9 protein-coding genes are annotated in these 11,837 nt (G+C 68.8%); 2 read left to right on the forward strand and 7 right to left on the reverse strand.

The window, feature by feature from the left end; all coding sequences use genetic code 11:
* Positions 1-12: 12 nt before the first annotated feature.
* The 7 genes from AC3WRV_RS06675 to AC3WRV_RS06705 all read right to left on the reverse strand — a co-directional run bounded on the left by AC3WRV_RS06675 (position 13) and on the right by AC3WRV_RS06705 (position 8,359).
* Complete coding sequence (locus AC3WRV_RS06675) at positions 13-1,230, reverse strand: RtcB family protein (RefSeq protein ID WP_492312610.1); 1,218 nt, start codon at positions 1,228-1,230, stop codon at positions 13-15.
* Between the two features lie 282 nt (positions 1,231-1,512).
* The gene (locus AC3WRV_RS06680) at positions 1,513-2,088 is read right to left on the reverse strand and encodes a hemerythrin domain-containing protein (RefSeq protein ID WP_492312611.1); all 576 of its coding nucleotides are present in this window, start codon (positions 2,086-2,088) and stop codon (positions 1,513-1,515) included.
* Positions 2,081-3,295: a tRNA 2-thiouridine(34) synthase MnmA gene (gene mnmA / locus AC3WRV_RS06685; protein ID WP_492312612.1), complete on the reverse strand. Its 1,215-nt coding sequence runs from the start codon at positions 3,293-3,295 to the stop codon at positions 2,081-2,083. The genes AC3WRV_RS06680 and mnmA overlap by 8 nt, the downstream gene beginning before the upstream one ends.
* Positions 3,296-3,403: 108 nt before the next feature.
* Positions 3,404-3,688 carry a CtrA inhibitor SciP gene (sciP, locus tag AC3WRV_RS06690; protein ID WP_291840167.1) on the reverse strand — a complete coding sequence of 95 codons (285 nt, stop codon included), beginning with the start codon at positions 3,686-3,688 and terminating at the stop codon, positions 3,404-3,406.
* 163 nt (positions 3,689-3,851) lie between these two features.
* A complete protein-coding gene (flgE, locus tag AC3WRV_RS06695) occupies positions 3,852-5,630 on the reverse strand; it encodes a flagellar hook protein FlgE (protein ID WP_492312613.1) in 1,779 nt (592 codons plus the stop codon).
* Between the two features lie 47 nt (positions 5,631-5,677).
* Positions 5,678-6,400, reverse strand: coding sequence for a flagellar hook assembly protein FlgD (locus tag AC3WRV_RS06700; protein WP_291838966.1), 723 nt, complete (start codon positions 6,398-6,400; stop codon positions 5,678-5,680).
* Positions 6,401-6,403: 3 nt separating this feature from the next.
* On the reverse strand, positions 6,404-8,359 hold the full coding sequence (locus AC3WRV_RS06705) for a flagellar hook-length control protein FliK (RefSeq protein WP_492312614.1): 1,956 nt from the start codon (positions 8,357-8,359) through the stop codon (positions 6,404-6,406).
* A 392-nt stretch (positions 8,360-8,751) separates the two neighbouring features.
* Between AC3WRV_RS06705 and flgK the strand changes: the two genes are divergently transcribed.
* Together flgK and AC3WRV_RS06715 are read left to right on the forward strand one after the other, a co-directional pair.
* On the forward strand, positions 8,752-10,869 hold the full coding sequence (gene flgK / locus AC3WRV_RS06710; RefSeq protein ID WP_492312615.1) for a flagellar hook-associated protein FlgK: 2,118 nt from the start codon (positions 8,752-8,754) through the stop codon (positions 10,867-10,869).
* Positions 10,869-11,795, forward strand: coding sequence for a flagellin (locus AC3WRV_RS06715; protein ID WP_291838958.1), 927 nt, complete (start codon positions 10,869-10,871; stop codon positions 11,793-11,795). Before flgK ends, AC3WRV_RS06715 begins: the two co-directional genes overlap by 1 nt.
* Positions 11,796-11,837 lie beyond the last annotated feature (42 nt).

The following is an 11,837-nucleotide window of genomic DNA, read 5'->3' on the forward strand; positions in this document are numbered from 1 at the left end:
GACCGGCCTCCGTCATCCCTTCACGCACACCACTTGCCGCAGGGTGTGCACGACTTCGATCAGCTCGGACTGGGCCGCGATCACGGCGTCGATGTCCTTGTAGGCCATCGGCGTTTCGTCGATCACGTCCGCGTCCTTGCGGCACTCGACGCCCTGGGTGGCGCGGACGTGGTCCTCGACCGTGAAGCGGCGCTTGGCCTCGGTCCGGCTCATGGCCCGACCGGCGCCGTGCGAGCAGGTGCAGAAGCTTTCCGCATTGCCCTTGCCGCGCACGATGAAGGACTTGGCCCCCATCGAGCCGGGGATGATGCCCAGTTCGTCCAGCTTGGCCGACACCGCGCCCTTCCGGGTCAGGAACACGTCCTTGCCGAAGTGGCGCTCCTTCGAGACGTAGTTGTGGTGGCAGTTCACCGCTTCCTGCGTCGTCTCCAGATCCGGCCAGAACGCGCGCAGCACGCCCAGCACCTGATCCATCATCACCTCGCGGTTGGCGCGGGCGTACTTCTGCGCCCACGACACCGCCCGGACGTAGTCGATGAAGCCCTCCGACCCTTCCGGGAAGTAGGCCAGGTCCTGATCCGGCAGGTTCAGGAACCAGCGACGCGCTTCATGCTTGGCCCGCTCGATGAAGTAGGTCCCGAAGCGGTTGCCCACGCCCCGAGAGCCGGAGTGCAGCATCACCCAGACGTCCCCCGCCTCGTCGAGGCAGAGCTCGATGAAGTGGTTGCCCGTGCCCAGCGTGCCCAGGTGGCCGAAGCCCCGGTGGTGCGCCGCCTTGGGGTGCTTCTCCACCACGGCGTCGTAGCCGGCCTTGAGGTCGGTCCAGCGGGTGACGGCCGAGGCCGGGGGCTCGCTCGCCCAGGCGCCCTTGTCGTTGCGCCCGCCGTTGTCGGTGCGGCCGTGCGGGACGGCCGCCTCGATGGCGGAGCGGATGCCCGACAGGTCGTCCGGCAGGTGTTCGGCGCGGATCGAGGTCCGCACCGCCATCATGCCGCAGCCGATGTCCACGCCCACGGCGGCCGGGATGATGGCCCCCACGGTCGGGATCACCGATCCCACCGTCGCGCCCATCCCCCAGTGCACGTCGGGCATCACCGCGACGTGTTTGTGAATGAACGGCAGCGACGCCACGTTCTTCAGCTGCTTGAGCGCGGCGTCCTCGATCGGCACGCCGCGGGTCCACGCCTTGATGGGCGCGCCCGGGCTGTCGATCACGTCATAGTCGCGCATGGGTCTCTCCTTTCCTTGTTGTCCTTCCGGACCGGCGGGAGAGCTCTTGCGGATACAAGAAACCCCTCCGGCCGGTTGGCGGGAGGGGTTGCTTGAAAACCGAAGCCGATCTGGCCCTGTCGTTCTCCTAGACACCCTCCGCGCACACGCCCTTGCCCTCGACCGTGTGGCGGTCGAGCTGCATGGGCAGCTGCGAGGTGGCGTAACAGGCGAACATGGGTCGTCTCGTTTTCGGGAGGGCGCTGATATCCGAAGCTTCGCCGGAAGGCCAGCCCGAAAAACTCAGTGCGGCAGGCCGCGCAGCTGGATCAGAGGGATGACGATGTCCTCCTCGTCCTCCAGATGGCGCAGCAGGGACGGGGCGACCGCGTCGATGGCGTCGCCCAGCCGCGCGGCCCGGTCGGCGGCGTCGGCGGCGTTGGACGAGACCGCCTGATGGAAGGCGAGGCCCGACTGGAACAGGGTTTCGAGCTGGCCGTGGATGACGTCGTGATCGCGGTCCAGCAGGTCGATGCCGTGGCCGATCTTCGGCTCGATCTCGCGCATCATCGGGAAATACTGGCCGCTTTCGATCCGGTGGTGGCCGTCCAGGTGCTGCAGGAAGGATTGCAGCGCCGGGATCAGCTGACGGTGCAGCACGCGAATGTCGCCGCCCGCACGCCACTGGCTGACCAGGCCGTCCATATGACCCTGATGGCCCCGGAAGGAGCCGTGCATCTGCAGCCAGAAGGCGGCGGTCTGGTCGAGGCCCGGTTCGGCCCAGCGGTCGCGGGGGTATTCCTCTCGCAGGTACAGCATCTCGACCGGCAGGCCGTGGCGGCGGGCCAGGGCGAGGGCGTCGTCCGAAGGGTCAGACAACGGCGGCGGTCGTCTTGATGAAGCCGCCGCCCAGCAGCCGGTCGGGATCGGCCGGATCGTACAGGGCGCAGGCCTGGCCGGGGGCGACGCCTTCCTCGCCCGCGGCGAACACCAGCGAGACGACGCCGTCGATCAGCGCCAGGCGGGCAGGCGAGGGCGGGCGGGTCGAGCGGACGCGGGCCAGCACCGGCGCGCCGGCCTCGGCCGCCGCCTCGATGGAGGCCTCGTCGCCCAGCCAGTTGGTCTCGTCCAGCGTCAGGGAGGCGGTCAGCAGGGCCTCGCGCGGGCCGACGATGACGTGGCGCTTGGCCGGATCCAGCTTGGTCACGAACAGGGGCTCGCCCACGGCGACGTTCAGGCCGCGGCGTTGACCGATGGTGTAGTCGGTGATGCCCGAGTGGTTCCCCAGCACGCGGCCGTCCATGTGCACGATCTCGCCGGCCTCGCGGCCCTGCGGACGCAGCTTGTCGATGAGGGTGCGGTAGTCGCCGTTGGGGACGAAGCAGATGTCCTGGCTGTCCGGCTTGGCGGCGATGCGCAGGCCCAGCTCCAGGGCGACGCCCCGGACCTGCGGCTTCTCCAGATCGGCCAGCGGGAAGCGCAGGAAGTCCAGCTGCTGCGCCGTGGTGGCGAACAGGAAGTAGGACTGGTCGCGCGAGTGGTCGATAGCCTTGCGCATCTGGGCGCGGCCGTCGGCGCCGACGGCGCGGCGGACATAGTGGCCGGTGGCCATGGCCTCGGCGCCTAGGTCGCGGGCGACGTCCAGCAGGTCGCGGAACTTGACCGTCTGATTGCAGCGGATGCACGGCACCGGCGTCTGGCCCGCCAGATAGGAGTCAGCGAACTGGTCGATCACGGCGTCGCGGAAACGGCTCTCGTAGTCGAGGACATAGTGGGGGATGCCCAGCGTCTCGGCGGCCAGCCGGGCGTCGTGGATGTCCTGACCCGCGCAGCAGGCGCCCTTCTTCTTCAGGGCCGCGCCGTGGTCGTAGAGCTGCAGCGTCACGCCGACGACGTCATAGCCCGCCTTGTGCAGGAGGCCCGCGACGACGGTGGAATCCACGCCGCCCGACATGGCCGCCACCACGCGCGATCCGACCGGCAGGCCGACCGCCAGGCGTGCGCTCTCGATCGCCGCGTCCATGTCCTGCGGCGAGGCCATGGGGGCGATGTTCGGAACGGGGCAGATGTCCTCGGCGAAACTCATGGGCGCCAGATAGTACATGAGGGGTGCAATTTCGAGGCCGGGGCCTGAAACGACAACGACCGCCCCGTTTCCGGGGCGGCCGCTGCAGGCGTTACGCGGGGAGACGTCTTATCCGCGATAGTGCTGGATGCGCGTGGTCCGCAGACCTTGCATGCCCCATTTGTCGATCGCCTTCTGCCAGGCGATGAACTCTTCCGCCGTGAGACGATAGCGGGCCAGCGCGTCCTCAAGGCTGATTAGACCCCCGCGTACGGCGGCGACGACCTCGGCCTTGCGACGGATCACCCAGCGATCCGTATTGGCCGGCGGCAGGTCACGCAGCGTAAGCGGCGTGCCGGTCGGTCCGACCACATATTGTTCGCCTCGATTATTAAGGCGTCGCTCTTGCAACATGGGCTTATGCCTCATTCACCACCACCATTGAGCGTGCAAGGTAGCGCGCGGCCGCTAAGGGCCGTTTAAGCGTCGTGGTGAAGGAAAGGATAAAATCCCTTCCGCCCACCCCCCCAATATTCAACGAAGTCTTCATTGAGACTAACCGTCAGTTACCTGCGTATCAGCGTTTGATGTTGATCAACTCGGCGAGCATCTCATCCGCGGTCGTGATGATCTTGGACGAGGCGGAGTAGGCGCGCTGGGTGGTGATCAGGCCGGTGAACTCGGCCGACAGATCGACGGTCGAGGATTCCAGCTGCTGGGACGCCAGGGTGCCCGCGCCGCCCGTGCCCGCGGCCTTCAGGTTGAAGGTGCCGGACTCCAGGCTGACGGAGTAGGCGTTACCGCTGACTTCCTTCAGGCTGTCGGGGCTCGGGAAGGTGGCGACCGCGACCTGGGCGATCCGGCGCATGACGCCGTTGTCGAAGATGGCGGTGACGAAGCCGCCTTCATCGATGGTGATCTCGCTCAGATTGCCGAAGGCCGTGCCGTTGGTGACGGTCGACTGCACCACCGAGGCGGTGTTCAGCTGGCTGAGGCCGCCGGCCGAGGTGTTCAGGTCCAGGGTCACCGTCTGGGCGGCGATGCCCAGGCCGTCGGCCCATTTGACCTTGCCGTTGTCCAGCGGGTCGTTCGGATCGATCGTGTTGTTCGGGTCAGATTCCAGGAAGCTGAGCGAGGCCTGGGTCGGGTCGTCGAACAGACCCTTGCCCGCCGGCCAGCCCTGCATCGTCTCGACGTCGAGGCGGCCCGAGGGGGTGAAGGCGATCAGGCCGGTCTTGATCTGACCGTTCGAGAAGGGGGCGCCGGTGACGACGTCGCCGGCCGGGACCGAGACGACTTCGGCGTACCATTGGTTCGGCTCGGCGCTCTTCAGGAAGCGGATTTCCAGATTGCGCTGGCCGCCCTTGGAGTCCGAAACCGGGATGTTCATCTTGAAGTCGGGCTTCACGCCGACGGGGTTGTCGTCGTCCGCGTTGTACATCGCCATCGAGTTGACGGACGGGTCGTACTTGGTCTTGGCGATGCCGTCGTTGGCCATGCCGATGTCGGCGAAGTTGATGGCGAAGGGCGTGCCGGCGACCGGAGGCGTGCCGCTGGTCGGGGTGATGGTCAGCGCCGTGGCGCTGGCGGTGGCCGAGCCGTTGGCGCCGGCCGTCGGCGTGAAGCCGGTCAGGACGCCCGCGGCGTTATAGGTCGCCGTGCCGGTGATGTTGGTGATGCCGGTCTTGATGGTCACATCATAGGTGCCGGCGCCGGTCCGCTTGTAGGAGACCGACATGTTGTGGCCGACCGGCGGCACCGCGGCGTCCTGGACGTTGGGGTAGGCGTTGGCGCCGGCGGCCGACGACACGTCCTGGGTCGAACGCAGGTTGGCGTTGATCTGGACGCGGGTGGTCGGCTCGGCCGTGCCGCCGACCGAACCGATGTTGATCGAGCGCAGGCGCGACAGGTCCGAAGGATCGGTGGCGATCTCGCCGTTCGAATCCACCGGCCAGCCTTGCAGGTACAGGCCGGCGCTGTTCTTCAGGTAGCCCATGTTGTCGACGCGGAAGGCGCCGGCGCGGGTGAACAGGCGGGTGTCGGTGGCGCCGACGCCCTCGGCCTGGGTGGTGGTGACGAAGAAGCCCTGGCCGTTGATGGACAGGTCGGTCGCCTCGGTCGTGCGTTGCAGCTGACCTTCTTGGCTGATGAACGAACGGGCGTTGGCCATCACGCCGCCGGCCGAATAGCTGCCGCCGGCGCGGGTCTGGCTGTTGACCAGGGTCTGGAACTCGGCGTTCGTCCGCTTGTAGCCGACGGTGTTGACGTTCGCGATGTTCTGGGAAATCGCGGCCAGGGCGGTGGAGTTGGCGGCGAGGCCGGACACGCCGGCCAGCATAGCGCTGTTCAGGCTCATGGATTACGCTCCTTGAAGGGAAGTTTTCGGGAAGGCGGCGGAGCGCGTCATGCGGCCACCTCCTCGTCAGGGACGGGCGGATTCTCCGCATCGTCGTTGTCAGCTTGTGCGCGGATCTCGTTCAGCGAGATCACGGTCGAAAGCGGAAGGATGGAGTCGCCGATCACCAGGTACGGCGCGCCGTCGTACATCTCGACGCCGGTGACGCGGCCGCGGATCAGGGTCTGGCTGTCGACCTTGCCGCCGTTGGCGTTGGTGGCGGTGACCTTCAGCGTGTAGACGCCGCCGTTTTCGGCGGTGTCGCCGCCGGTCATCTTGCCGTCCCAGGTGAAGTCGTGGACGCCGATGCCCTTCTCGGGCGCCTTGCCTTCCCAGACGACCTTGCCGTTCTTGTCGAGCACCTGCAGCTTCACGTCCGCGGCCGTGCCGCCCAGCTCGTAGGACCAGGTCGCCTTGCCGTCTTCCAGCGAAGTGGCGGACCAGGCGGCGGTGACCTGCTTGCCGATGTAGTTGGAGGCGTTGTCCAGGCCGCCCGCGGACTGGGCCTTCAGCAGGCTGGTCAGCAGGTCGTTGGTCAGCAGTTGCTGCTCCACCCCGGCCATCTGCGTCAGCTGGGCGGTGAACTCGTTGGAATCGACCGGCGACAGCGGGTCCTGATTGCGCAGCTGCGTGGTCAGCAGGGTCAGGAAGGTCTCGAAGTTCGAGGCCAGGCTCTTCGAGCCGGAGTTGATCCGGCCGGAGGCGTCGGGTGCGGAGACGGAGTCAACCATCGATTAGACCTTCATATCCACGCCCGCGGGCGTGAGAGACAGCGCCTGCCAGCGAGGGGGCTGGGCGACGGCGTCGGCTTCGGTGTTCAGGCGGGCGGCGGCGGCGAAGGCGCGGGATTGACCCCGGTCCTGGCCCTGGGAGGCATCCTGTCCGCGATCAAAGAAGCTGGAGCCGCTGTCGCGCTGGGTGAACTCAAAGGCGTCGTCCGCCAGGTGGAAGCCCTGCTGCTCCAGCTGACGGCGCAGGTCGTCGACCCGGCCCCTCAGGTCCGTGGCGGCGGCCGGGTTGTCGAAGGCCAGACGCGCGGCCAGACGGCCCTCGGCGTCGATGTCCAGCTTGATGTCGACCCGGCCCAGCTCATCGGGCGTCAGCGACATCTCGAAACGGGTCGAACGTCCGTCCAGTTTCCTCTGAATCTGGGCGGCGATCTGGGCGGTGGCTTCGATCGCCACGCGTGACAGGCTCGACCCCAGGGCCTCGCGGGCGGCATGGGCGGTCTGGGCCGACGGCGCGGCTTCGGGAGCGGTCGCATCGACCGGAACCTCGGCGGCGGCGTCGCCTTCGGCCTTCTCGATCGCGGGCGCTTCGATCGTCTTCGACGCGGCCGAGGCGGACGCCGGCGCGACGGCCGGGTTCGGCGTGGTCGCGGCGGAGGCCTGCGGCGTGGTCGTCACAGGCGTGGACGGAGCGGCGGTGTCCACGGCGGCGTTGGTTTCCACCGACCGCGAAGCTCGCTCGGTCTGCGGACGCGGGGACGGCGTCTCGACCGGGCGCGGCGTCTCGGCGCTCTTGGGCTCGGCGTCCGGAACCGGCGGCTGCGCGACGTCAGCCGCATCCGTGGCGCCGGACGGCTTCGCGGTTTCGGCGGGCGCCGCGACCTCATCCTGGGTCGAGGCTGAGGCGGAGGCCACAGGCTGCGTCAGCGGCTCCGGGGTCGCCTTGCCGGCTGCCGTCGGCGCGGGCTGCGAGACGTCCGGTGTCGGCGTGGCGGAGATCGTGCGGGACGGCGTCTCGCCCTGCGGGCGGGCGACCTCGACCATCGCGCTGTCGTCCAGCCGGGCCTGTTCCATGTCGCTGACCGGGCGACGGACCGGCGTCATGACCGACGGCGTCTGACCGGCCGTGACCGGCGGCGCCGGAGGCTGGGTCAGCGGTTGCGTCGTCGCCGTCTTGGTTTCCGGCTGGGCCGGAGCGGGCGGCAGGACCTCAGGCGCGTCGGATTGATCGGCCTTCACCGCGGGACGGACCTGCGGACCGGCCTCGGCCGCCTTGGTGGTCGGGGTCTTTTCGACAGGCAGGGGCGTGGTCGCCGGCGAAGCCTCGGCCTTCGGCGCCGGCGCGGCGGGAGCGAGCGGCGCGACGGGATCTGCGACAGGCTCGGCAACGGGCGGGGCCTCGACCGCGATCGGCTGAGCGGCGGCCTGAGCCGGGATCGGAGCCGGAGCCGGGATCGGGGCCGCCTCGGCGTCCGGAGACGCGTCAACCACGGGCGCCGGCATGGCCGGAGCGGGGAGCGGGGCCGCGATGACGGAAGCGTCCGTCGTGGGGGCGTCCGCCGCGGGCGCCTCGAGGGCCGGTTCGGCGGACACGGGTTCGACCGCCGGGAGGGCGTCTTCAGTGGCGACGGGGGCGGGCGCGGCGGGAGCCGTGTCGCCTTCAGCCGCCTCGATCGCGGGCTCGCCCGCGACGACCGACAAGGCCGCTGCATTGATCTGCAGCAGGGGTTGCGGGGCCGAGGGTATCGGAACACCCGACAAGCCCGCCAAGGACGAAGCCGCGGGATCGGGTTGTTCGGGCGTCGGCGTCGGCGTCGTCTCGGCCAGACCTTCATCCACGTCCCCGCCCAGCATCGACGCCAGCAGGCCCTCGAACGCCGACGCGTCGACGACCGCCGACCCTTGCGAGGTCGTCGGCGCGGCGGGCGCGATCATGGACAGCAGTGCGGATGCAGTCGACATGGGGTCCGGGGGCGGCGGTGGCCGAGGTGGATGGCGGGGCGCCTGCTGCGCCGAACATTCGAAACCTCAGGCGCAAATCGCGGGCCATCGTGAAATCGGCAATAAGTAGCTGATTTTATTGAACTGTGATCACGCCGCCCTGCGTCGACGGCGCCGTGAGAGCGGTCCAAACTTGCCGCGTGCCGACCAATCTTGCCCAGCGCCGCCGGCCGCTCCCGGAGTTGGATCGCGATGGCCCGCTGTTTGCGCCTCCCGAACGTCATGACACAGACGCGAAACGCGATGCTGCGTAAATTCAATGAGTTGGCCGGGGTGCGCGAATGCGCTGCCGGGCAAAAAGGGCGCGGCGGCTGGCAGACCTTGCCGGGCGCCCGTTCGATGGAGGTCCGCGCATGTCGGTGACCAGCATCCTGAACAACGCCAATTCGGGTCTGATCGCCGCCCAGACCCAGCTGCGGGTGGTCTCGGACAACGTTTCGAACGTCAACACGCCCGGCTATGTCCGCAAGATCGCCGACCAGGTCTCCCGGTCCAGCCAGGGCGTCGGCAGCGGCGTGGAAGTCACGCGCATCCGCCTGGCCACCGACCGCTTCCTGCAGGCGGCCAGCCTCAGCGCCGGCGCCGAGGCGGCGCGTCAGGGCGTGAAGTACGAACTGTACGACCGCATCCAGTCGATGTTCGGCGACCCGGGCGGGAAGAGCAGCTTCTTCGGCCAGGTGGACGGCGTCTTCGCCGCCTTCGCGTCCAGCGCCGAGGATCCGACCTCCTCGCCCCGCCGCCAGGACGCCCTGTTCAAGACCCAGGCGCTGTTCGATGAGGCCACGCGGATCGCCAAGCAGATCCAGGCGGTCCGGGAAGACGCGGACGGCCGCATCCAGAGCGCGGTCGAGAACGCCAACAACCTGCTCCAGCAGATCGAGGCGCTGAACGTCGAGATCACCCGGGCGAAGGTCGTCAACGGCGACGCCTCGGGCGCGGAGACCGCGCAGGCGGCCCTGATCGGCCAGCTGGCCGAGGTCATGGACGTTCGCGTCACGGCCCGCACCATCGGCGGCGTGTCGATCCGGACCGGCAGCGGCGCCATGCTGGCCGGGGAGGGCGCGGCGACCCTTTCCTACACGCGCGCGGGCACTGTGACCGGCGAGACCAATTTCAACGACATCTGGATCACCGAGCCGGGCGGAAGCAAACAGTCCCTGCTGGACAATGTGACCTCTGGCGAGATCAAGGGCCTGGTCGAACTGCGCGACGTCGAGGCGCCCGCCGCCGCCAGTCGGCTGGCCGAGCTGATCACCCATGTCGCCGACGAGCTGAACCGCGCCCACAACGCCAATACGGCCATGCCGCCGCCGAACCGGCTGGACGGCCGCAATGTGGGCCAGTCGCTCGAAAGCGCCATCGCCGGCTTCAACGGGCGGACGACCATCGCTGTCACCAACGCCGCCGGAGTGATCCAGCAGCGGGTCGACATCGTCTTCAGCGGCGCGACCATGACGGTGAACGGCGTCGCCGCCGATCCGACGACCTTCCTGGCGACCCTGAACACCCAGCTGGGCGGCGCCGCCTCAGCCCAGTTCATCGACGGCAAGCTGTCGATCGTGGCCGGCAACGCCGCCAACGGCGTCGCCATCGCCGATGATCCGACGACGCCGTCGAGCAAGGCCGGCCGGGGCTTCTCCCACTACTTCGGCCTGAACGACCTGATCTCGGCGGATCGTCCGGCCCTGTACGACACCGGCATGACCGCGGCCTCGCCGCACGGCTTCACCGCCGGCGAAACGATGACCTTCCGGTTCGCCAACGAGGCCGGCGCCCGGATCCGGGACATCCAGGTGGCGGTGCCGCCCGGCGGCACGGTCGGCGACCTGATCAATGCGCTCAACGATCCCGCGACGGGCGTGGGCGCCTACGGCAAGTTCTCGCTCGGCGCGGACGGCGCGATGAGCTTCACGCCCGTCGGCAATCCGCCGCTGAAGATGAGCGTGCTGAACGACAACACCAGCCAGGTTCCGTCCGGGATTACGGCGACCGAGATGTTCGGCATCGGCGCCGGCGTGCGCACCTCGCGCGCCGACAGCTTCTCCCTGCGGTCGGACATCCGGCAGGGGCCCGCCAAGCTGGCGCTGGGGCAGCTGAACCTGTCCGCGGCGGCCGGGACGCCGGCGCTCAGCGCGGGCGACGGCCGCGGCGCGCTGCTGCTGGCCGACGCCGGCGAGCGGACCGCCAACTTCCAGCCGGCGGGCGGCTCCTCGGGCGGCCAGGTCTCGGTCTCGCGCTACGCCTCGGAGCTGGCCGGCGATATCGGCGGCAAGGCCACGGCCGCCAAGAACCGCAAGGATTCTTCAGGGGCGCTCTACGCCGAGGCCGTCGGACGCCAGACGGCCCACGAGGGGGTCAATCTGGATGAGGAGCTGGTGCTGATGACGACCTACCAGCAGGCCTTCAACGCTTCGGCCCGCCTGATCCAGGCGGCCAAGGACATGTACGATACGCTTCTGGGGATGATCTGATGACCCGCGTCGCCACCTTCGGAAACTACCAGTCGGCCCTTCTGAACCTGATGACGGCCCAGACTCGGTCCGCCGAGGCCCAGGAGCGGGTTTCGACCCAGAAGAACGCCACCGACCTGACCGGCTTTGGCCGCCAGTCCGAGACCCTGACGGCGCTCAAGGGCGCCCAGAGCCGCATCCAGGGCTTCATGGACACGGCCGAGGCGGTGACGGCCCGCCTGACGACCCAGGATCTCGCCCTGACCCAGATCGGCGACGGCGTCGACGCCTTGCGCACGGCGATCGGCAACGCTCTGTCGTCGGACTCGTCGACCTCGCTGATGCTGGAGATGGAGGGCCAGTTCCAGACCATCCGCGGCGGGCTGAACATGCGCCACCAGGGCGGCTATCTGTTCGCCGGGACGCAGGTGAACACCCCGCCGGTGGACGTATCGAATCTGTCGGAATTGGCCGCGGCGCCCAGCGTGGCCTCGATCTTCCACAACGACAGCCTGAAGACCGCCAGCCGCGTCGCCGAGGGCACGACCCTGGAGACCGGCTTCCTGGCCAATGAGGTCGGGACCGACGCCATGAGCATCCTGCGCGACATCCAGAACTATCACACCAGCGCCGCCGGACCGCTGACGGGCAAGCTGACCGAGCCGCAGAAGACCTTCCTGACGACCCAGCTGGCGCGGCTTGAGCAGGCCAGCAAGGGCGTGATCGACAAGACCGCGACAACCGGTTCGCTGGCCAATCAGGTCGAGAACGTCGAGAAGAGCCACAAGGCCCAGCTGGACTCGCTGGACGAGCTGGTCTCGAACCGCACCGACGCCGACATGGCCAAGGCGGTGACCGACCTGCAGCTGTCGCAGATCGCCATCCAGGCCTCGGCCCAGGTGATCAGCCAGCTGCGGCAGGTCTCACTGCTCAACTATCTGAGCTGACGCGGAAAATTACGCAACGGCGACGCTGGACAGGTGTTCACT

The organism is Brevundimonas sp. EU05-FHT14B11 (genome assembly GCF_058790835.1).

Excerpts from the sequence above, each read along its gene's own strand:
- AC3WRV_RS06675 (WP_492312610.1), bottom strand. The coding sequence starts at position 1,230 with ATGCGCGACTATGACGTGATCGACAGCCCGGGCGCGCCCATCAAGGCG.
- mnmA (WP_492312612.1), bottom strand. The coding sequence starts at position 3,295 with ATGAGTTTCGCCGAGGACATCTGCCCCGTTCCGAACATCGCCCCCATG.
- sciP (WP_291840167.1), bottom strand. The coding sequence starts at position 3,688 with ATGTTGCAAGAGCGACGCCTTAATAATCGAGGCGAACAATATGTGGTC.
- flgE (WP_492312613.1), bottom strand. The coding sequence starts at position 5,630 with ATGAGCCTGAACAGCGCTATGCTGGCCGGCGTGTCCGGCCTCGCCGCC.
- AC3WRV_RS06700 (WP_291838966.1), bottom strand. The coding sequence starts at position 6,400 with ATGGTTGACTCCGTCTCCGCACCCGACGCCTCCGGCCGGATCAACTCC.
- AC3WRV_RS06705 (WP_492312614.1), bottom strand. The coding sequence starts at position 8,359 with ATGTCGACTGCATCCGCACTGCTGTCCATGATCGCGCCCGCCGCGCCG.
- flgK (WP_492312615.1), top strand. The coding sequence starts at position 8,752 with ATGTCGGTGACCAGCATCCTGAACAACGCCAATTCGGGTCTGATCGCC.
- AC3WRV_RS06715 (WP_291838958.1), top strand. The coding sequence starts at position 10,869 with ATGACCCGCGTCGCCACCTTCGGAAACTACCAGTCGGCCCTTCTGAAC.